Source organism: Micropruina sp., assembly GCF_047602385.1.
Taxonomy (GTDB): Bacteria; Actinomycetota; Actinomycetes; order Propionibacteriales; family Propionibacteriaceae; genus Micropruina.
Map to the genome: position 1 here is coordinate 278,408 of NZ_JASGHL010000003.1, position 20,297 is coordinate 298,704.

Annotated in this window: 19 protein-coding genes; 9 read left to right on the forward strand and 10 right to left on the reverse strand. The window is 68.0% G+C overall.

Annotated elements, in window-relative coordinates; genetic code table 11:
• Window positions 1–17: 17 nt before the first annotated feature.
• Together QM711_RS10765 and QM711_RS10770 are read left to right on the forward strand one after the other, a co-directional pair.
• A complete protein-coding gene (locus tag QM711_RS10765) occupies window positions 18–2,603 on the forward strand; it encodes a sodium-translocating pyrophosphatase (RefSeq protein ID WP_415099140.1) in 2,586 nt (861 codons plus the stop codon).
• 179 nt (window positions 2,604–2,782) lie between these two features.
• Window positions 2,783–4,057, forward strand: a complete 1,275-nt coding sequence (locus QM711_RS10770) for a glycoside hydrolase family 32 protein (protein WP_415099142.1) — start codon at window positions 2,783–2,785, stop codon at window positions 4,055–4,057.
• Between the two features lie 55 nt (window positions 4,058–4,112).
• Here QM711_RS10770 and QM711_RS10775 read toward each other — a convergent pair whose 3' ends face one another.
• The 3 genes from QM711_RS10775 to QM711_RS10785 are packed head-to-tail and all read right to left on the reverse strand — an operon-like array spanning window position 4,113 to window position 7,271.
• Window positions 4,113–4,949, reverse strand: coding sequence for a carbohydrate ABC transporter permease (locus QM711_RS10775; protein WP_415099144.1), 837 nt, complete (start codon window positions 4,947–4,949; stop codon window positions 4,113–4,115).
• Between the two features lie 7 nt (window positions 4,950–4,956).
• Entirely contained in the window at window positions 4,957–5,889 is a 933-nt protein-coding gene (locus tag QM711_RS10780; protein WP_415099146.1) for a carbohydrate ABC transporter permease, read from the reverse strand.
• On the reverse strand, window positions 5,889–7,271 hold the full coding sequence (locus QM711_RS10785; protein ID WP_415099148.1) for an extracellular solute-binding protein: 1,383 nt from the start codon (window positions 7,269–7,271) through the stop codon (window positions 5,889–5,891). Before QM711_RS10785 ends, QM711_RS10780 begins: the two co-directional genes overlap by 1 nt.
• Window positions 7,272–7,479: 208 nt before the next feature.
• Here QM711_RS10785 and QM711_RS10790 point away from each other — a divergent pair, with 208 nt between their 5' ends.
• The 3 genes from QM711_RS10790 to QM711_RS10800 are packed head-to-tail and all read left to right on the forward strand — an operon-like array spanning window position 7,480 to window position 9,781.
• Entirely contained in the window at window positions 7,480–8,181 is a 702-nt protein-coding gene (locus tag QM711_RS10790) for an ABC transporter ATP-binding protein (RefSeq protein ID WP_415099150.1), read from the forward strand.
• Window positions 8,178–8,873: an ABC transporter permease gene (locus QM711_RS10795; protein WP_415099152.1), complete on the forward strand. Its 696-nt coding sequence runs from the start codon at window positions 8,178–8,180 to the stop codon at window positions 8,871–8,873. Before QM711_RS10790 ends, QM711_RS10795 begins: the two co-directional genes overlap by 4 nt.
• Entirely contained in the window at window positions 8,861–9,781 is a 921-nt protein-coding gene (locus QM711_RS10800; protein ID WP_415099154.1) for a COX15/CtaA family protein, read from the forward strand. Before QM711_RS10795 ends, QM711_RS10800 begins: the two co-directional genes overlap by 13 nt.
• On the opposite strand, the gene QM711_RS10805 is transcribed toward QM711_RS10800, so the two are convergent.
• The gene (locus QM711_RS10805; RefSeq protein WP_415099156.1) at window positions 9,730–10,644 is read right to left on the reverse strand and encodes a heme o synthase; all 915 of its coding nucleotides are present in this window, start codon (window positions 10,642–10,644) and stop codon (window positions 9,730–9,732) included. The genes QM711_RS10800 and QM711_RS10805 overlap by 52 nt on opposite strands.
• A 135-nt stretch (window positions 10,645–10,779) precedes the next feature.
• Between QM711_RS10805 and tal the strand changes: the two genes are divergently transcribed.
• The 4 genes from tal to pgl are packed head-to-tail and all read left to right on the forward strand — an operon-like array spanning window position 10,780 to window position 15,101.
• On the forward strand, window positions 10,780–11,871 hold the full coding sequence (gene tal, locus QM711_RS10810) for a transaldolase (RefSeq protein WP_415099158.1): 1,092 nt from the start codon (window positions 10,780–10,782) through the stop codon (window positions 11,869–11,871).
• Window positions 11,825–13,432, forward strand: coding sequence for a glucose-6-phosphate dehydrogenase (gene zwf / locus QM711_RS10815; protein ID WP_415099160.1), 1,608 nt, complete (start codon window positions 11,825–11,827; stop codon window positions 13,430–13,432). The genes tal and zwf overlap by 47 nt, the downstream gene beginning before the upstream one ends.
• 8 nt (window positions 13,433–13,440) lie before the next feature.
• Entirely contained in the window at window positions 13,441–14,370 is a 930-nt protein-coding gene (locus tag QM711_RS10820; RefSeq protein WP_415099162.1) for a glucose-6-phosphate dehydrogenase assembly protein OpcA, read from the forward strand.
• Window positions 14,367–15,101 carry a 6-phosphogluconolactonase gene (gene pgl / locus QM711_RS10825; protein WP_415099164.1) on the forward strand — a complete coding sequence of 245 codons (735 nt, stop codon included), beginning with the start codon at window positions 14,367–14,369 and terminating at the stop codon, window positions 15,099–15,101. Before QM711_RS10820 ends, pgl begins: the two co-directional genes overlap by 4 nt.
• 201 nt (window positions 15,102–15,302) lie before the next feature.
• Here the strand turns inward: pgl and QM711_RS10830 are convergent, their stop codons facing one another.
• From QM711_RS10830 to whiA, 6 genes are all read right to left on the reverse strand, one after another.
• Window positions 15,303–15,659 (reverse strand): RNA polymerase-binding protein RbpA, encoded by a 357-nt coding sequence (locus tag QM711_RS10830; RefSeq protein ID WP_415083752.1) that lies wholly within the window; start codon window positions 15,657–15,659, stop codon window positions 15,303–15,305.
• Between the two features lie 48 nt (window positions 15,660–15,707).
• Complete coding sequence (gene secG / locus QM711_RS10835) at window positions 15,708–15,986, reverse strand: preprotein translocase subunit SecG (RefSeq protein WP_415099166.1); 279 nt, start codon at window positions 15,984–15,986, stop codon at window positions 15,708–15,710.
• A gap of 53 nt (window positions 15,987–16,039) precedes the next feature.
• Window positions 16,040–16,822 carry a triose-phosphate isomerase gene (gene tpiA, locus QM711_RS10840; protein WP_415099168.1) on the reverse strand — a complete coding sequence of 261 codons (783 nt, stop codon included), beginning with the start codon at window positions 16,820–16,822 and terminating at the stop codon, window positions 16,040–16,042.
• A gap of 1 nt (window position 16,823) precedes the next feature.
• Window positions 16,824–18,035, reverse strand: coding sequence for a phosphoglycerate kinase (locus QM711_RS10845; RefSeq protein WP_415099170.1), 1,212 nt, complete (start codon window positions 18,033–18,035; stop codon window positions 16,824–16,826).
• 41 nt (window positions 18,036–18,076) lie between these two features.
• Window positions 18,077–19,081: a type I glyceraldehyde-3-phosphate dehydrogenase gene (gap, locus tag QM711_RS10850; protein ID WP_415099172.1), complete on the reverse strand. Its 1,005-nt coding sequence runs from the start codon at window positions 19,079–19,081 to the stop codon at window positions 18,077–18,079.
• Between the two features lie 198 nt (window positions 19,082–19,279).
• Complete coding sequence (gene whiA, locus QM711_RS10855; protein WP_415099174.1) at window positions 19,280–20,266, reverse strand: DNA-binding protein WhiA; 987 nt, start codon at window positions 20,264–20,266, stop codon at window positions 19,280–19,282.
• Window positions 20,267–20,297 lie beyond the last annotated feature (31 nt).

Genomic DNA, 20,297 nt, shown 5'->3' on the forward strand with positions numbered 1-20,297 from the left:
CCCGGTGAGGACCCCTGGTGACCACGGCTTCGAACTCTCTCCATCGGCGGACGCCTGCCGCCGCCCTGCTTCTCGCTCTCGCCCTGACCGGATGCTCGGGCAGCGCGACCGCCCCGCCGGCCGCGGCCGGCGGCGGCGAGGCCAACCTGGCCTTGCCCGACCTGGCCCAGGCGACGTTCCTCAACCTCCTCAGCGGCAAGCAGTTGCTGGGCATCGGTTTGCTGATCGCACTGGCCGGTCTCGCCTTCGGCATCGTCCGGTTCGTCCAAGTGAAGCGACTCCCGGTACACGCCGCCATGCGGGCTGTCTCCGACCTGATCTACGAGACCTGCAAGGCCTACCTGATCCAGCAAGGCAAATTCCTGCTCGTGCTGTGGGCCTTCATCGGCGCGGTGATTCTGGTCTACTTCAAGTTCCTGGCCGGGCTGAGCTGGGGGCGGGTCGCAATCGTGCTCGCCTTCAGCCTGATCGGCATGGCCGGCTCCTACGGCATCGCCTGGTTCGGCATCCGGCTGAACACCTACGCCAACAGCCGCACCGCATTCGCCGCGCTGCGCGGCCGTCCACTGGCCCTGCACCAGATTCCGCTGAAGTCCGGGATGAGCATCGGCATGGTGCTGATTAGCGTCGAGCTGTTCATGATGCTGTCGATCATGCTGTTCCTGCCGGCCGAGATCGCCGGCTCCTGCTTCATCGGCTTCGCGATCGGCGAGTCGCTCGGGGCGTCCGCGTTGCGGATCGCCGGCGGCATCTTCACCAAGATCGCCGACATCGGCTCCGACCTGATGAAGATCGTCTTCAGGATCAAAGAGGACGACGCCCGCAACCCTGGCGTGATCGCCGACTGTGCCGGGGACAACGCCGGCGACTCGGTCGGCCCGTCCGCCGACGGCTTCGAGACCTACGGGGTCACCGGGGTGGCGCTGGTCACCTTCGTGCTGCTCGCGGTGCACGAGCCACTGGTCCAGGTACAGCTGTTGTGCTGGATATTCTTCGTCCGGGCGATCATGGTGCTGGCCTCCGCCGCGTCCTATGAGTTGAACAATGTGATCGCCCTCGCCAAGTACCGCAATCTGCGCGAGATGGACTTCGAGCGCCCGCTGACCAACCTGGTCTGGATCACCTCGGTCGCCTCGATCTTCGCCACCTACCTGACCTCATACCTGCTGATCGCCGACCTCGGCGACGGCACGATGTGGTGGAAGCTGTCCACCATCGTGTCCTGCGGGACGCTGGCCGGGGCGCTGATCCCCGAGTTGGTCAAGGTGTTCACTTCCACCTCTTCGGTGCACACCGAAGAGGTGGTGAAGAGCTCCCACCAGGGCGGGGCGTCGCTGAACATCCTGTCCGGCCTGGTCGCAGGCAATTTCTCGGCCTTCTGGCTGGGCACCGCGATCATCGCGCTGATGGGGGCGTCCTTCCTGATCTCCGGGCTCGGCGTCGGCACCCTGATGGTGGCGCCCGCAGTCTTCGCGTTCGGGCTCGTCGCCTTCGGTTTCCTGGGGATGGGACCGGTGACCATCGCGGTGGACTCCTACGGTCCGGTCACCGACAACGCCCAGTCGGTCTACGAACTGAGCATGATCGAGGACGTGCCCGGCGTCGCCGATGAGATCGAGGCCGGCCACGGGTTCCGGCCGCGCTGGGACCGGGCGAAGGCGCTGCTGGAAGCCAACGACGGAGCCGGCAATACGTTCAAGGCGACCGCCAAACCGGTGCTGATCGGGACCGCGGTGGTCGGCGCCACCACGATGATCTTCTCCATCATCATGGGCCTCACCCACGGCATGACCGCGAACCTGGACAAGCTGTCGCTGCTGCACGCGCCGTTCCTGCTCGGCCTGATCACCGGTGGCGCGATCGTCTACTGGTTCACCGGGGCGTCCATCCAGGCCGTCACCACCGGCGCGTTCCGGGCGGTGGAGTTCATCAAGACCTCGATCAAGCTGGACGGCGACGCCCGGGCCTCGGTCGAGGACTCCCGCCGGGTGGTGGAGATCTGTACCCAGTACGCCCAGCGCGGCATGCTGAACATCTTCCTGGGGATCTTCTTCGCGGCCCTTGCCTTCGCCTTCGTCGAGCCGTACTTCTTCATCGGCTACCTGGTGTCGATCGCCCTGTTCGGCCTCTACCAGGCGATCTTCATGGCGAACGCGGGTGGCGCCTGGGACAACGCCAAGAAGATCGTCGAGACCGACCTGGCCGCCAAGGGCACCGATCTGCACGACGCGTCCGTGATCGGCGACACCGTGGGCGATCCGTACAAGGACACCTCCTCGGTCGCACTCAACCCGGTGATCAAATTCACCACCCTGTTCGGGCTGCTGGCCGTCGAACTGGCGGTCAGCCTGAACGCGCAGGGCCAGTACCTGCTCACCTGGGCGCTCGCCGCGGTGTTCTTCGTGGCCATGTGCGCGATGGTGTGGCGGTCGTTCTACGGCATGCTGATCGACCGCGACCTGCCGAGTGCCGAGGAGTTGGCCGATCAGCCGGATGCACCCATGCGCGAGGCCCCGGACGAGTCGCCCCGAAGGCGGCCGGCCATCGAGCCGACGCCGCTGCCGTCCGCGGTGGTGATCGTCGCGTCCCGCCCCGAAAGCTGAGCCCGGATCCAGGCGGGGCCGGGCGTCCGGAGCGGGTGGCGAGGCCGTCCACGCACCGGGACCGGGGTCGGCTGCGGAGGCGTCCGGACGGGCCGGCACAGTAGAATCGGCGGGCACCCGAGCTGATCCGGTCTCACCGGCAGCGTCCACTTTCCGCCCGTTCGAAAGGCACTCGTCGAATGCTGCCCGGCCAGCCGTGCGAACCGAAGTCCGCGCCGTCCCATCCCGCTCCCCCCGCGTACCATCTGCGTCCCGGCCGAGGCTGGCTGAACGATCCCAACGGGATGGTGCACCACGACGGGCGTTGGCACGTCTTCTATCAGCACAACCCACACCTGCCGACCCACACCGACATCCACTGGGGACATGCGAGCAGCGCCGACCTCATCAACTGGCAGCATCACCCGGTGGCGTTCGGCCCCACCCCCGGCGGGCCGGACTCGCACGGCGCCTGGTCGGGAGTGTTCGGTTCCGGACTGGAGCGCCCGGCCATGCTCTACTCCGGCGTCGTCGATGCGGGCGCCCACAGCACCGTGGTGCTGCGCTGGGGATCGGCTGACCTGGACGATTGGTCGGAGCCGATCGTCGTCGGCCGGACGCCTGAGGGCGTCGGCGTCCAGGTGATGCGGGATCCGTTCCTGTTCGACTGGAACGGACGGCGCTGGGCGCTGCTCGGCGCCGGGATGACCGACGGCAGCGCCGCCGTGATCGTCTTCGACTGCCAGGACATCCTGGACTGGCACTACGCCGGAGTCTTCCTGGCCGCATCGTCCCACCCCATGTTGCAGACCCCGGTCGCCGACATCTGGGAATGCCCGCAGCTGAGCATCGGCCCGGACGGCAGCGCCGCCATGATGCTCTCGCTGCAGTACGAGAAGGTGCTCGGCGATGTCCTCGGCGTGGTCGGCCGGGTGGTCGACGACGGCGGGCATCCGGCGCTGGTGCCGTCCGCATCCAACATCGTCGACCTGGGCACCGCGTTCTACGCCCCGCAACTGGCCCAGGACCCGTCCGGTGCCGCCCCCCTGGTGCTCGGGTGGGTGCGCGAGCCGTCCCGGGACGGCGAGACCGAGGGCGTCGCCGGCAGCATGAGCCTGCCGCGACGGCTCACCGTCGCCGGCGACCAGGTGGTGCTGCGGCCCGACGCCGCGCTCGCTGGTCTCGACGTCGGCCCGTCGCTGAGGTTCGGTCCCGGCACCCACCCGCTTCCGGCCGGCGCCCGGGTCGAGGTCGCGCCCGGCACGTCGGGCGTCCGGGTGGCGGGCTCCGACGACGCGATCGAACCGCTCAGCCTGCCGGCCGGCGATACCTGGACCGACTCGGCTGTGGTGGAGAGCTACCCGGCCGAGCCGGCGGCGCCCAGCACCTGGCGGATCCCCGCCACCCCGCTGCGGCTGATCGTGCCGGCGGGCGCGTCCGTGACCGTGACCGAGGTCACCGGCCACACCGTCTGAAGCACCACGATGCCCCCGGCCCTGGCGGGCCGGGGGCATCGTGGGTGTGCGTGGCCTACTTGCCGGCGCCGGCCGTGAGTCCCTCGCGAAGTGGCTTCTGTCCGAAGATGAAGACCAGGAGTGCGGGGATCATGGAGAGGATGACGCCGGCGAGGACGGTCGCGACCGATCCTGAGCCGAGTTTGCCCTGTAGGGAGACCAGGCCGAGCGGGAGAGTGAAGTTCTGTTCGCTGATCGTCATGATCAGCGGCCGGAAGAACTCGTTCCAGTGGTAATTGAAGGCGAGGATGCCAACGATTGCGAGGCCTGGGGCGGACAGTGGAAGGTAGATGGAGAAGAAGGTCTTCCAGGGACCGGCGCCGTCGATCTCGGCGGCTTCGCCGAGTTCGGCGGGCAGGCCCATGAAGTACTGCCGCATCAGGAAGGTACCGAACGCGGTGGGCAGGGCCGGGATGATCAGGGCGAGCAGGGTGTCTGCCAGGCCCATGCCGCGGATCAGCATGAACACCGGCACGATGGTCACCTGCATCGGGACCATCATGGTGGCCAGGATCACCGCGAACAGCCCGTTCTTGCCCCGGAAGTCGAACCGGGCGAACACGTAACCGGCCATCGCGGCGCTGATCATCTGACCGGCGGCGGCGAGCAAGGTGACCAGTGCGGTGTTCCACAGGTACAGCCAGACCGGGATCTTGGTGAACACGTCGGCAAACGCGCTGAAGCCGGGCGTGACCACATGGGTGATCGGGTCCTGCGGGTTGAGTGCGGTGTACAGCGTCCACACGACGGGGCCGATGGTGAGGAACGCGCCCAGGGCGAGGACCACATATTTGGCGAAAGTACCGATCCCGGCGAGCGGGGAGCGGGTCGTGACTGCATCGATTGTGCTCATCGGATCCTCACCCGTAGAAGACGTAACGCTTGCTGAGTTGGAACTGCAAGGCGGTGACGGCCATGATCACCAGGGTCAACACGATTCCGACCGCGGAGGCGCCACCGAAATCGAGCTGTCTGAACGCTGACTCATAGATCACCATCACCGCGGTGCGGGTGTCGTCGCCGGGTCCGCCACGGGTCAATACCCAGGGCTGATCGAAGATCTGCAGGGCATTGATGATCGCCATCACCGAGGCGACCAGCATGGTCGGGCTGATCAGCGGGATCGTGATGTGCCGGAACTGGGACCAGCCGACCACGCCGTCGATCGAGGACGCCTCATACACCTCCTTGGGAATACCGGCGATGCCACCGATGAACATCAGGAACGTGAAACCGAAGTTCTGCCAGACGTACACCAGCAGCACCACGACCTTGGCGCCGAACCCGGTCGTCAGCCAGCCGACCTTGCCCACGCCGATCATGGTGAGGAATTGGTTCACCAGACCGAACTCATAGTTGAACAGGTACGCCATGATCAGCGAAACCGACGCCGCCGACAAGATCAGCGGGAAGAACAACGCCGAGCGAAAGAACGTTCGCAGCCAGGCGGGCATCTTCGACTGGACCAGGATCGCCAGACCCAACGCGACCGCCAGCTGGACGATGACGGCCGCGACCACGAATCCGAGCGTGTTCAGGAAGGACACCCGGATCGTCGGGTTGGTTCCCATCTGGGCGAAGTTGTCGAACCCGACGAACTGCGGCGCGGTGATGATGTCCCAGCGGAAGAAGGCAAGCACGATCGAGCCGATGATCGGCAAGACGCTGAACAGGCCAAGACCGATCACCGTCGGAGCCAGGAACACTCCGATCAACAAGCGGTTCCGCGACCGGGCGCCCGTCTTGGCAACAGCCGCGGTAGCGGCAGCAGAGGAAGCAGTGGTGGTGGACATCAGCGTCCCTTCAGAGCGATCTCAAGGTCACGCTGCATCAGTTCCAGCCCGGGCCGCACCCCGGTCGGGCCGTTCATGATGGTGCTGACCACGTTTTTCAGCAATGCCGACTCGACCGCGGCCTGCTGCGGCGGTGCCGGCATCGGGCCGGTCGTCGGGAACTTCACCAACGTGTCATAGAACACGTTCCAGTGCGCCGGACCCACTCCGGCGCCGTAAAGCTTGTCGTTCAACGATTTCCGCGGCAACGACGAGTCCGGCTTGTTGTGCGCGATCGACATGCCCTCGATCGACACGCAGTACTTCAGCCACTCCCAGGCTTCGTCCTTGCGCTTCGACACATCCATGATCGCGTAGCCGCCGGCACCGAACTGGTGTCGCTGCCCGTTCATCGCCGGGAAGAACGTCACGTCGTAGGCGTCGTTGGCAACCCCGGCCTCCTTCAGCCCCTGCACCCAGTAGCCACCGGCCGGGGTCATCCCGACCGCCCCGGTCGAGAACAGGGCGACCAACTCGTTCCCGCCGCCCTGGGCGGGGTTGGCCGCCAGCCCCTCGCTGACCAGCCGCTGCAGCACCGAGAAGCTCTCCACCGCGGCATCGTTCAACGCGTCCGCCCGCTCCCACAGGTAGCCCCCGCCCCGCGGCGTCTCGTTCGGGTAGAACCGCTTCCAGAACCAGTCGCCACCGGGAGCCTTCTCCTCGGAGAGGAAGCTGGCCTTGTTCACATACAGCCACGGCACCACGCCGCCCCACAGACGGTTGTTCCAGAAGTATGGAAGGAAACTCCCCTGGCCCGCCTTCTTCATCGCCCGGGCGACCGTGAAAAAGTCATCGATCGTCCAGTTCTCATTCGGCCGCTCCAAACCAGCCCGCTGCAGAGCCTTCGTATTGTAGAACACGTTCGCCGCATTGAAATTGTCTGGCAACTGGAACAGGCTGCCCTTGTACAAGAACGATTCGATCAGCGACGGATGCACGTCGTCGAAGTATTCCTGCATCTCCGCGGCATCCCGCTGCACGTATTCATCCAGCGGATACGCCATCCGCGACGCGAACAGCTGCGTCCCTTCCGTCGCCACCGTCACCACGTCGGGCGGCGTACCTGCTGCGATCATCGTCAGAATCTTCGCGAAGTATTCGCTCCAGTCCTGACCTTGAATCGCGACCACACGCACCGGAATATTTGGATGTTTTCGCTGGAAGCCGTCAATGAGACTCTTGCGCTGCAACGCATCCTGCTCCGTCCCGAACAACGCAATAGTCAGCGCACTCTGCCCACGACCCGGAATGTCCGCACCAATCAATCGCGGAAAAGACACCGCCGTGCCGATAACGCCCAAACCAACCACACCCAACATCGCTCTACGAGTCAGATCAACCACAATGTTGCTCCTAGATGCCTCAGACGGGAACCGTCGCAGTCAGCCCGTCGCGACGCCGCCAAATGGATTTAGCACTTGCATGCTAGACACTGCCCGAGCCCGCGTCTAGACCTACCGGAGAGTCGGTGGCCCGATGCCCGGCGGCCGGGGCATGCCGGACTGCTGCCGCTGAGCAGGCCCGGGGCGGCGCAGGTCATATGCTGACCGGGTGACCACGCCGTACGCCATCGAGTTGGACGGCGTCAGCGTCACCCTCGGCGGACGCCGGGTGCTGGATTCGCTGAGCTGGACGGCCGCCAGCCACCAGGTCACCGCGTTGCTCGGCCCCAACGGTGCCGGGAAGACCACCGCGTTGCGCTGCGTCACCGGTCTGATCCGGCCGGACGCCGGGGTCGTGCGGGTGCTGGGCGGCCAGCCGGGCGGCGCCGACGAGCGGCTCGGACTGATGCCGCAGTCGGTGGGCGCCTGGTCGGCGGTGCGGCCGGGTGAACTGCTGCGTTACCTGGCCGGGCTGTACCCCGATCCGGTGCCGGTCGGCGAGCTGGTCGCGGAACTGGCGCTGGGACCGCTGCTCAATCGTCCCTATCGCCGGCTCTCCGGCGGCGAGCAGCAGGCGGTCAACCTGGCCGGGGCGCTGGTGGGACGTCCCGAACTGGTGCTGCTGGACGAGCCGACCGCCGGCATGGACCCGCACGCCCGTCGCCGCACCTGGGACGTGATCGGCGGACTGCGCGACCGCGGCGTCTCGGTGCTGCTGACCACTCACGACATGCCCGAGGCGGCCCGGCTGGCCGACCGGGTCTGGATCATGGACGCCGGACGGGTGACTCTCTCCGGCACTGTGGCCGAACTCACCGCCGAGGCGTCCCTGGAGGACGTGTTCCTGCGCCATACCGGAGGTGCCCGGTGAACCCGGCGCGGGTGGTCCGGCATGCCGCGATGGAACTGCGGATGCTGCTGCGCAACGGCGAACAACTGCTGCTGGCCTTCGCCATCCCGGTCGGCCTGCTGCTCGGCGGCCTGGCCTGGGGGGCCGGACTCGGCCTCGACCCGGCGGTCTTCCCGGCCTCGGTGGTGGCGGTGGCGACCTGGTCGACGGCGTTCACCGCGGTGGCGGTGGCGACCGGCTTCGAGCGCCGCTACGGCGTCCTGGAGCGCCTGGTGGCGACGCCGCTCACCCGGGCCGACCTGATCGCCGGAAAGGCCCTGGCGGCGACGGCGCTGGTCGTGGCGCAGGCGGTGATTCTGGTGACGATCGCGCTGGCCTGGGGCTGGCGTCCGGTCTGGACGCCGGCCGCGGCGGCGTCCGCGCTGGTCGCGACGGGCCTGGCCGTCGCGGCCTTCGCCGGGCTCGGGCTGTTGCTCGCCGGAACCCTGAAAGCCGAGGTCACCCTGGCCCTGGCCAATCTGATCTACCTGGCGGGACTGGTGCTCGGCGGCCTGATCGCCGAGCAGCCGCCCTGGCTGCCGACGGCCGCGCTGGGCGCTGCGCTGCGGGCCGCCGCCGAGGGCGGGACGGCCCCGCTCGCGCTGGCGATGCTGGCCGGCTGGGCGCTGGCGCTGACCCTGATCGCACGAAAGGCATTCCGATGGACATCCTGACCGGACGCCGCAGCCTGCGCCGGTGGGCGGTGGCGAACCTGGTGGCCAACATGATGATCGTCTGGACCGGCGCCCTGGTCCGGCTGACCAAGTCGGGGCTGGGGTGCTCGACCTGGCCGCAGTGCGATCCCGGTTCCTACGTGCCGCATCCCGAGGCCGAATGGCACGCCTTCATCGAGTTCGGCAACCGGTTGCTCACTTTCGTGCTGATCGCCGTGGCCCTGGCGACGGCGATCACCGTCTTCCGCACGGTGCGGGAACGACGGATCCGCGCCCTGTCGATCGCGGTCGGGCTCGGTATCGGACTGCAGGGCGTGGTCGGCGGCATCACCGTGCTGACCGAGTTGAACCCGTGGGTGGTCGGCCTGCACATGGTGCTCTCGGTGGCCCTGATCGTGGCCTGCGTGACGATGGTCAACGATGCCTTCGAACTACGCCCGGAGCCGGCGTCCCGCCGCCTATGGCTGGGCACCCAGGGCGTGTTCTGGCTGTCGCTGCTGATGATGTACCTGGGCACGGTGGTGACCGGGGCCGGGCCGCACTCGGGCGACGGCGGCGCCCAGCGCAACGGCTTCGACCTGAGCGAGGTCGCCCGGCTGCACTCGGTGACCATGTGGATCACTCTTGCCCTGACCAGCTGGCTGGCCTACGCCGCCCGCGGCGTCCGGCGGATCCAGCGGGCCGCGCTGCTGGTGATCGGCACCGCCTGCCTGCAGGCGGTGATCGGGTACACCCAGTACTTCCTGGGGCTGCCGATGGCGGTGGTGTTCGCGCACATGGTCGGGACGACGCTGTACACCGTGGCGATCAGTCAGCTGTGGCGCTCGGCGGCCCCGGCCGGCCGGCACCGAACCGATCAGAAGATCAGCGGGTCGACCGCGGCGGCCAGGAAGACCACCGCCAGGTAGGAGTTCGAGAGGTGGAACAGCCGCATCGGCTTCAACGCCGCCTCGGTCATGCCCGCCCGGGCGCGAGCCAGTAGCTGGGCCGACTCGACGATCATCATGACGCCGGCGATCAGCGCGACCGCCGGGTACAGCCAGCCGGTGTGCGCCACCGGCCACAGCACCATGCTCACCGCGACCGTGATCACGGTGTAGATCAGGATCCGCCAGGCCACTGCCGGCGGGGCCATCACCACCGGCAGCATCGGCACATGCGCCTGCCGGTAGTCCTCCTGGTAGCGGAAGGCGAGCGCCCAGGTGTGCGGCGGCGTCCAGAAGAAGACGATCGCGAACAGCACCAGCGGCGGCCAGTCCACGCTGCCGGTGACCGCCGTCCAGCCGATCAGCGGCGGGAAGCAGCCGGCGATGCCGCCCCAGACGATGTTCTGCGACGTCCGCCGCTTCAGCCCCATGGTGTAGACGAAGACGTAGTAGGCGTTGGCCGTCATCGCCAGCGACGCCGACAGCCAGTTCGCACCGAAGCCGAGGGTGAGTGCGGCGAGCACGCCGAGCACGGCGCCGAAGATGTACGCGCGCGCCGGCGGGACGCTATTCAGCGCCATCGGACGCCGCCGGGTGCGTCGCATCTCGGAGTCGATGTCGGCGTCCAGCACGGAGTTGAAGACATTGGCGGAACCCGCCGCCAGGGTGCCGCCGACCAGCGTCCAGATCACCTTCTGCCATTCCGGCACACCGCCGGCGGCCAGGAACATGGCGGGTACTGTGGTGACCAGCAGCAGTTCGATGATCCGTGGCTTGGTGAGCGCGACATAGGCTCGCACGGAACCCGTGGTCGTGGCGTCAACCGTCGGCGCCGATGAGTGCATCCCCGACCTCTCCTCCTCGCTCGGATCGCGAGCAGTCTAGCCCGTCGCGACCGCGGAGTAACACGGCCGCGACTAGAGTGCCTCACCGGCACCCGCCCGAGCCGCAGGCCGGCCGCTACGAACAGGAGTTGATCGATGACAAACCAGCGTCTGGAGGCCCTGGCCGCCGCGGGAGTGAGCATCTGGCTCGACGACCTCTCCCGGGGGCGGCTGACCAGCGGCAACCTGGCCCAGAGGATCGCCGAAGATTCCGTCACCGGCGTCACCACGAATCCCACGATTTTCGCGGCCGCCCTGACCAAGGGCGCCGACTACGCCGAGCAGCTGCGCTCGCTGCACTCCGCCGACGTGGACACCGCGATCAAGCAACTCTGCTCGACCGACGTCCGGAACGCCTGCGACCTGTTCGCCGCCGTCTACGCATCCTCCGACGGCCACGACGGCCGGGTCTCGATCGAGGTCGCGCCGACGCTGGCCAGGGACACCCAGGGCACCGTGGCACAGGCCGCGGAACTGCACGATCTGGTGGGTCGCGAGAACGTCCTGATCAAGATCCCGGCCACCGAGCCGGGGCTGCCGGCGATCACCGCCACGATCGCCGCCGGCATCTCGGTCAACGTGACCCTGATCTTCTCCGAGGCCCGCTACCGCGGGGTGATGGACGCCTACCTGAGCGGCCTGGAGCAGGCCGCCGAGGCCGGCCGGGACCTGACCACGATTCACTCGGTGGCGTCGTTCTTCGTCTCCCGGGTGGACGCCGAAGTCGACAAGCGCCTCGCCGCGGTGGGATACGCCGAACTGCGGGCCAAGACCGGCATCGCCAACGCGCTGGTCGCCTACGGCGCCTTCGAGGAGATCTTCGCCTCGGACCGGTTCAAGGCGTTGCAGGCCAAGGGTGCGAACCTGCAACGTCCGCTGTGGGCGTCCACCGGGACGAAGGATCCGCAACTGCCCGACACCCTGTATGTGACCAACCTGGTCGCCGACGGGGTGGTCAACACGATGCCGGAAAAGACCATGGACGCCTTCGCCGATCATGGCGAGGTCGGCCCCTCGATCGCCGGACGCGCCGCCGAAGGGCGTTCCGTGCTCGACCAGGTGCGGGCCGCGGGCGTCGACCTGGACGACGTCTACCGGGTCCTCGAAGACGAGGGCGTGAAAAAATTCGTCGTTTCCTGGCATGAGTTGGTGGCATCGGTCGAGCAGGCAATTGCCTCGGCCGAGTGATCCGCGAAACGATGACCCGGTGAGCGAGCAGACGACGTCGGCCAATCCGCTGCGCGATCCCCAGGATCGCCGCCTCCCCCGCATCGCCGGCCCTTGTGCGCTGGTGCTCTTCGGAGTCACCGGTGATCTGGCGCGGAAGAAGCTCATGCCCGCCGTTTACGACCTGGCCAATCGGGGGCTGCTTCCGCCCGGTTTCGGGCTGATCGGTTTCGCCCGGCGCGACTGGGACGGCGAGGACTTCGCCAAGATCGTCCACGACGCGGTCAAGGAGCGGGCCCGCACCCCGTTCCGCGAGGAGGTCTGGAAGCAGCTGCTGGAAGGCATCCGCTTCGTCCCCGGCACCTTCGACAGCGACGAGTCCTTCCTGGAGCTGAAGAAGACCCTGACCGAGCTGGACGAGAGCCAGGGCACCGGCGGCAACCACGCCTTCTACCTGTCGATCCCGCCGAAGGCGTTCGACCAGGTGATCTCGATGCTCTCCAAACACGGCCTGGCCAAGCGCGACACCAAGGACGCCTGGAGCCGGGTGGTGATCGAGAAGCCGTTCGGCCACGACCTGGCCAGCGCGATCGAGCTCGAACGCCGGGTCTCGTCGGTCTTCCATTCCCAGTCGGTGTTCCGGATCGACCACTATCTGGGCAAGGAAACCGTGCAGAACATGCTGGCGCTGCGGTTCGCCAACCAGCTGTTCGAACCGATCTGGAACCGCAACTACATCGACCACGTCCAGATCACCATGGCCGAGGACATCGGCATCGGCGGCCGGGCCGGCTACTACGACGGGGTCGGCGCGGCCCGCGACGTGATCCAGAACCACCTGCTGCAGCTGCTGGCGCTGACCGCGATGGAGGAACCCACCTCGTTCGACGCCGAACAGCTGCGCTCGGAGAAGAAGAAGGTGCTCGCCGCGGCCCGGCCGCCGCGGGACATCGCCGCGCATACCGCCCGCGGCCAGTACCTCGGCGGCTGGGCGGGCGGCCAACAGGTGCTCGGGTACCTGGAGGAGGAAGGCATCGACCCGGCCTCGCAGACCGAGACCTACGCGGCCATCCGGATCGACATCGACAACCGTCGCTGGGCGGGGGTGCCGTTCTACCTGCGTTCGGCCAAACGGATGCCGCGCCGGGTGACCGAGATCGCCCTCAACCTGCGGCCCGCCCCGCACCTGCCGTTCAGCCACACCGACATCGAGGCGCTCGGCAGCAACGCGCTGGTGATGCGGATCCAGCCCGACGAGGGCATCACGCTGCGGTTCGGCGCCAAGGTGCCGGCCACGCTGATGGAGATCCGCGACGTCACCATGGACTTCGCCTACGGCACCTCATTCGCCGAATCCAGCCCGGAGGCCTACGAGCGGCTGATCCTCGACGTCCTGCTCGGCGACCCGCCGCTGTTCCCGCAGCACGACGAGGTCGAACTGGCGTGGAAGATCCTCGACCCGATCCTGGACTTCTGGGCCGATCAGAACACCCAGCCGGAAGGCTATCCGTCCGGGTCCTGGGGACCCCCGTGCGGCAAGGCCATGCTTGCCCGCGACGGCTTCGTCTGGCGCCGGCCATAGGAGAATCGATGATCATCACCGTTCCGGACACCAACGCCACCGGCATCCACATGGCCTTGGTGAAGGCCCGCCACAGCATCGGCGTCGCCTCGTCGATGGTCTTCACCATGATCGTGGTGGCCGAGGGCCGGCATTACGACCGTGCCCTGGCAGCCTGTGAGGACGCTGGCCGCGAGCATCCCTCGCGGATCATCCTGGTCACCAACGGCGACGCGGACGGCGACCATGTGGACGCCGAGATCCGGCTCGGCGAGGAAGTGCCGGGCGAGATCATCTCGCTGCGCTTCCACGGCGAACTGACCCAGCACCGCGCGTCCGTGGTGCTGGCCCTGCTGCTACCCGATTCCCCGGTCGTCGCCTGGTGGCCGGGAAGCGCCCCGGACAAACCCGGCGACGACCCGGTCGGGAAGCTGGCCACCCGCCGGATCACCGATGCGATGGGTTCGTCGCGACCACTGGCGGCGATCGAGCGCCGGGCCCGGCACTACTCCCCCGGCGACACCGACCTGACCTGGACCCGGCTGACGCCGTGGCGGGCGCTGCTGGCGTCCGCGCTGGACTCCTATCCGGCGAAGATCACCGGGGTCTCGGTCGAGGCGGCCCCGGACAACGCGTCCAGTATGTTGCTCTCGGCCTGGCTGGAGGACCGGCTCAAGGTGCGGGTCGATCGTCGTGAGGGCAGCAAGGGGATCGGGATCACCAACGTGACCCTGAGCACCACCAAGGGCGACATCGTGATCGCGCGCGAGGACGGCCGGACGGCCACCTTCTCGGCGCCCGGGCTGCCGCGCCGGCAGGTGGCGTTGCGGCGCCGCGAGCTGAATGCGCTGATCACCGAGGAACTGCGCCGGCTGGACGTCGACGACATCTTCGCCTCCGCGATGCAGACCCTGGTCCATCGGTGCGAGCGACGGGATGCCGAGCAGGCGGCGCGGTGAAGGACCAGGTACTGCGCTTCGCGGGCCCGGTGGAGCTCGCCGAGCGAGCGGCGTCCATGCTGGTCGCGCGGGTTGCCGCGGTCCAGGCAGATCCCGACCGGATCGTCCACATCTGCCTGACCGGCGGCCGGATCGCTCACCGGCTGTACGAGGGCTTCGGACGCGGTATCGACGGCTCCGGGGTCGACCCGGGACGGCTGGAACTGTGGTGGACCGACGAACGGTTCACCGCCACCAACGATCCGGCCCGGCATGCCGGGGTGGCCCTGGCGATGCTCGCCGGCCAGTTCGCCCTGGACGCGGCACGCACCCACCCGATGCCGGCCGCTGACGGGGTCGCCGACGCTGACGCCGCGGCCGCCACCTACGCCAAGGAACTCGGCGACGTCACCTTCGACATCTGCCTGCTGAGCATCGGCCCCGAGGGCCACGTGGCCAGCATCTTCCCCGAGCACCCGTCCTTCGACCCGGAGGCGACCCAGACCGTGATCGGGCTCACGGAGTCGCCCAAGGGCTCCGACGACCGGATCTCGTTGACCGTGCCCGCCCTGTCCCGGTCGCGCGAGGTCTGGTTCCTGCTCAGCGGCCCGGACAAGGCCGACGTGGCCGTCCCGGCGATGACCGGCTCCACCGACATTCCCGCCGGCGTCGTCCGGGGCGCCGAGGACACCCTCTGGTTCGTCGACTCCGACGCGGCGTCGAAGCTGCCCTGGTTCCGCTGCGCCCTGTAGAACCCCGGGGACGGTTCTCCACGTTCGAGACTCGCACCTCCGGGGACGGTTCTCCACGTTCGAGACTCGCACAACAAGAACCGTCCCCCGACGTTCGAGATTCGCACAACAAGAACCGTCCCCCGACGTTCGAGATTTGCACAAAAGAACCGTCCCCGAACGTTCGGGGACGGTTCAGGTTGGCGGACGCCGGCGGCTCGGTCAGTAAATGACCTCGCCGGCGGCGCGGCGGGCGCGCAGCCCCTCCAGCGCCTCGGTCAGGATGGCGGCCGCCTCGGCGTCGCTGCGGCGCTCCTTCACGTAGGCCAGGTGCGTCTTGTAGGGCTGGATCTTCGGCGGAGGGGGCGGGTTCTCCGAATCCAGATTCGCCGGGAGCCCGCATCGCGGGCAGTCCCAGGTTTCGGGGACGACCGCGTCGGCGGCGAAGGCGGGACGGGTCTCATGCCGGTTCGAGCAGAAGTACGAGACGTACAGCCGGGGTGCTGAGTCCCCGCGCTCGGCCTCGCCCATCGGCCCGGCACCAACCCGGCTACCCCGGATCGCGCTACCACCAACCACTTGTGTTTCTCCTTGTCAGATCGCCCCACCAGGCAGGGCAGAGGAAGTTCAGAGCGTGCCGAAGTCCGGGAAGAACCGGTACAGCGCCAGCAGCCCGAATACGGTCACCAGCCAGATCAGCCCGATGATCACCGTCAGCCGGTCGAGCGTGCGCTCTGCTGCGGACGAGCCGCCCATCGAGGTCGACATGCCGCCACCGAACAGATCGGACATGCCGCCGCCACGGCCCTTGTGCAGCAGCACGAACAGCGAAAGCACGACACTGGTCAGGATCAGCACGATCGACAGGGTCAGAATCGGCCACGTCAACAGGGGCACAACAATCACAGGGGGAATCCTAACCTACCCGCACGACGACTCCGGCGGACGCCGGCCGAAGCTCAGGCCTGCTGGTAGAAGGTGACGATCTTCGCGAACTCCGCGGCGTCCAGGCTCGCGCCGCCGACCAGGGCACCGTCGACGTCCGGCTGGGCCATGATGTCGACGATGTTGCCCGACTTCACCGAGCCGCCGTACTGGATCCGGACGGCGTCCGCGGCCTCCTGGCCGACCAGCTCGGCCACCCGCACGCGGATCGCGCCACAGACCTCCTGGGCGTCCTCAGGGGTGGCCACCTCGCCGGTGCCGATCGCCCAGACCGGCTCGTAGGCGATCACCAGCGCACCCACCTCGTCGCCGCTCAGCCCGTCCAGGCATTTGTCGACCTGGGCCAGCACGAACGGCACCTGATTGCCCTCTTTGCGGACGTCCAGCTTCTCGCCGACGCAGACGATCGGGACCATCCCGGCGGCCTGCACGACCTTGGTCTTGGCATTGATCGACTCGTCGGTCTCAGCGTGGTAGTCGCGCCGCTCGGAGTGGCCGATCACCACGTAGTCACAGTTCAGCTTCGCCAGCATCGCGGCGGAAATCTCACCGGTGTAGGCGCCGGAGGCGTGTACCGAGACGTCTTGGGCACCGAAGGCCAGCGGCAGCTTGTCGCCCTCGATCAGGGTCTGCACGGTGCGCAGGTCGGTGAACGGCACGATCACCGCCGCCTCGGACTTGCTGGCGTCGTACTTCAGGTCGTCGAGCGTCCAGGCGAGCTTCTGGACCAGACCGGTGGCCTCCACGTGGTCGAGGTTCATCTTCCAGTTGCCGGCCATGATGGGCGTGCGTGCCATGTCAGTTGCCTTCCTCGAGCACCGCGATGCCCGGCAGTTCTTTGCCTTCCAGGTACTCCAGCGAGGCTCCGCCGCCCGTGGAGATGTGCCCGAAGGCACTGTCGTCGTGACCGAGTTCGCGCACCGCGGCGGCCGAATCGCCACCGCCGACGACGCTCAGGCCGTCGACCTCGGTGAGCGCCTGGGCAACCGCGGCAGTGCCCCCGGCCAACTCGGCGATCTCGAACACGCCCATCGGGCCGTTCCAGACCACGGTCTTGGCCGACTTGATCGCGTCGGCGAACAGCTTCTCGGATTCGGGGCCGATGTCGAGGCCCATCTTGCCTTCGGGGATCGCGTCGGCGGCGACCACTTCGACCTCACCGTTGACGGTGCGGCCGGCGAAGTCGGCCCCGTCGGCGATCCGGACGTCGACCGGCAGCAGAATCTGCTTGCCTTCGGCCTCGGCGGTCGCCAGGTAGCCCTTGCAGGTCTCGATGCTGGCCTCGTCGAGCAGCGAGGAACCCACCGGGTAGCCCTTGGCGGCCAGGAAGGTGTAGGCCATGCCGCCGCCGACGACCAGGGTGTCGGCGAGCTTCAGCAGGTTCTCGATGACCGCCAGCTTGTCGGCCACCTTGGCGCCGCCCAGCACCACCACGAACGGCCGGTCCGGGTCGGAGAGCACCTTGGAGAAGACGTCGACCTCCTTCTTCACCAGGGTGCCGGCCGCGTGCGGCAGCAGCTTGGCCACGTCGTAGACGCTGGCCTGCTTGCGGTGCACCACGCCGAAGCCGTCGGAGACGAAGACGTCGGCCAGCGCGGCCCACTTCTGCGCCAGGGCTTCGCGTTCGGCGTCCACCTTGGAGGTCTCGCCCGGCTCGAACCGGACGTTCTCGAGCAGTGCGATCTCGCCGTCGGCCAAGCCGGCGACGGTCTCTTCGGCGCCCGGCCCGGCGGTGTCGGAGGCGAGTTTGACCTCTGCTCCGATCAGCTCGCCGAGCCGCTTCGCCGCCGGGGCCACCGAGTATTTCGGCTCGGGGGCACCCTTGGGTCGGCCGAGGTGAGCCAGCACGATGACCTTCGCGCCGGCGTCCTTCAGTTGGGTCAGGGTCGGCAGCGCCGCCTTGATCCTTCCGTCGTCGGTGATCGTGTCGCCGTCGAGCGGGACATTGAAGTCGCAGCGGATGAGTACCCGCTTGCCCTTCAGATCACCAAGATCCTGTACTGACTTCACCGTCGGCCTTCCTATGTCGATCTATCGAGTGGTAAGCGGGATCAGAGCTTGTCGCCGACCAGAACGGTCAGGTCGACGAGGCGGTTGGAGTAGCCCCACTCGTTGTCGTACCAGCCGACGACCTTCACCTGGTCGCCGATCACCTTGGTGAGGCCGGCGTCGAAGATGCAGGAGTGCGGGTCGGTCTCGATGTCCTTGGACACGATCGGGTCCTCGGTGTAGGCCAGGATGCCCTTCAGCGGACCCTCGGCGGCAGCCTTGATCGCGGCGTTGATCTCCTCGACGGAGGTCTCCTTGCCGGCCTGGAAGGTCAGGTCGGTGGCCGAACCGGTGGGGGTCGGAACGCGCAGCGCGTAGCCGTCGAACTTGCCCTTGAGCTCCGGCAGCACCAGCGCAACGGCGGCGGCGGCGCCGGTCTTGGTCGGCACGATGTTCAGGGCGGCGTTGCGCGAGCGGCGCAGGTCGCTGTGCGGGCCGTCCTGCAGGTTCTGATCGGCGGTGTAGGCGTGCACCGTGGTCATCAGGCCACGGACGATGCCGACGGTGTCGTTCAGCACCTTGGCCATCGGGGCCAGGCAGTTGGTGGTGCAGGACGCATTGGAGATCACCGTGTCGGTCTCGGGGTTGTAGTCGCCCTCGTTGACACCGACCACCACGGTGATGTCCTCGTTCTTCGCCGGGGCGGAGATGATGACCTTCTTGGCGCCGGCCTCGACGTGGGCCTTGGCCTTGGTTGCGTCGGTGAAGAACCCGGTGGACTCGATCACCACGTCGGCGCCGATCTCGCCCCAGGGCAGGTTCTTCGGGTCGCGCTCGGCGTAGGCCATGATCTTGTGGCCATCGACCGTGATCGACTCGTCGTCGTAGCTGATCTCGCCGGGGAAGCGGCCCAGGATCGAGTCGTACTTCAGCAGATGGGCCAGCGTCTTGTTGTCGGTCAGGTCGTTGACGCCGACGACCTCGATGTCGGCTCCGGACGCAGTCAGCGCACGGAAGAAGTTGCGGCCGATTCGGCCGAAACCGTTGATACCAACCTTCACCGTCATGTGATGGTTCCCCTTCGTTGAGAGATTTGCCCGGCACTCACGGCGCAGGCAAGGGTGGACGGAAGCCACACTACAGAAAAAGCCACCGCGCGGAAGCAGGTAGGGAAACCTCGTTCGATGGCTGGTCAGCCCCCGCCGAGATGGCGTTTGTACGCAGCCGGACGCGTGGTCGGGACTCGCGTGGTGCCCGGACCGGGTTCAGTCCCGGTCGTCCAGCATGTCGCGGGAGAGGTTGGCCTCCGTGCCCGGGATGCCGAGCTCGGCGGCACGCTTGTCGGCGGTCGCCAGCAGCCGGCGGATCCGGCCGGCCACGGCGTCCTTGGTGAGCGGTGGGGTGTGCAGCTGGCCGAGTTCTTCGAGCGAGGCCTGCTTGTTCTCCAGCCGCAGCAGGCCGGCCACCTTCAGGTGCTCGGGGATCTCGTCGCCGAGGATCTCCAGCGCCCGCTCGACCCGGGCACCAGCAGCCACTGCGGCACGTGCCGAGCGGCGCAGGTTGGCATCGTCGAAATTCGCCAGCCGGTTGGCGGAGGCTCGTACCTCGCGCCGGATCCGCCGCTCCTCCCAGGCCAGCAGCGACTGGTGGGCGCCGAGCCGGGTCAGCATCGCGGCGATCGCGTCGCCGTCGCGGATCACCACCCGGTCGACCCCGCGGACCTCCCGCGCCTTCGCCGCGATGCCGAGTCGACGCGCAGCCCCGACCAGAGCGAGCGCGGACTCCGACCCAGGGCAGGTGACCTCCATCGCCATCGAACGGCCGGGTTCGGTCAGCGAGCCGTGGGCCAGGAAAGCGCCGCGCCAACCGGCGGCGGAGACGTCCAGTGCGCCGCTGACGAACGCGGCGGGCAGGCCGCGGACGGGGCGTCCGCGATTGTCGATCAGGCCGGTCTGGCGAGCCAGCGATTCGCCGTCGCGGATCAGCCGGACGATGTAGCGGGTGCCGCGGCGCAGCCCGGACGAGGTCACCACCACGAACTCCGAGGTGAAGCCGAACAGCTCGGCGATCGCCGTCCGCAGCCGGCGTGCGGCGGCGCCGGTGTCGAGTTCGGCCTCGACGACGATCCGTCCCCCGGCCAGGTGCAGGCCGCCCGCGAACCGCAGCGTGGCCGCAACCTCGGCGCGGCGGCACAGCGGCTTGGTCACCGGCACCGTCGCCAGTTCCGCCTTGACCTGCTGCGTCATCGCCATGGGCACTTCCTTACGTCCTGGGGGGTCGGGT

Coding starts and splice junctions, on each gene's coding strand:
- QM711_RS10770 (WP_415099142.1), top strand. CDS start 2,783: ATGCTGCCCGGCCAGCCGTGCGAACCGAAGTCCGCGCCGTCCCATCCC.
- QM711_RS10775 (WP_415099144.1), bottom strand. CDS start 4,949: ATGAGCACAATCGATGCAGTCACGACCCGCTCCCCGCTCGCCGGGATC.
- QM711_RS10780 (WP_415099146.1), bottom strand. CDS start 5,889: ATGTCCACCACCACTGCTTCCTCTGCTGCCGCTACCGCGGCTGTTGCC.
- QM711_RS10800 (WP_415099154.1), top strand. CDS start 8,861: ATGGACATCCTGACCGGACGCCGCAGCCTGCGCCGGTGGGCGGTGGCG.
- QM711_RS10805 (WP_415099156.1), bottom strand. CDS start 10,644: ATGCACTCATCGGCGCCGACGGTTGACGCCACGACCACGGGTTCCGTG.
- tal (WP_415099158.1), top strand. CDS start 10,780: ATGACAAACCAGCGTCTGGAGGCCCTGGCCGCCGCGGGAGTGAGCATC.
- zwf (WP_415099160.1), top strand. CDS start 11,825: ATGAGTTGGTGGCATCGGTCGAGCAGGCAATTGCCTCGGCCGAGTGAT.
- QM711_RS10820 (WP_415099162.1), top strand. CDS start 13,441: ATGATCATCACCGTTCCGGACACCAACGCCACCGGCATCCACATGGCC.
- tpiA (WP_415099168.1), bottom strand. CDS start 16,822: ATGGCACGCACGCCCATCATGGCCGGCAACTGGAAGATGAACCTCGAC.
- gap (WP_415099172.1), bottom strand. CDS start 19,081: ATGACGGTGAAGGTTGGTATCAACGGTTTCGGCCGAATCGGCCGCAAC.
- whiA (WP_415099174.1), bottom strand. CDS start 20,266: ATGGCGATGACGCAGCAGGTCAAGGCGGAACTGGCGACGGTGCCGGTG.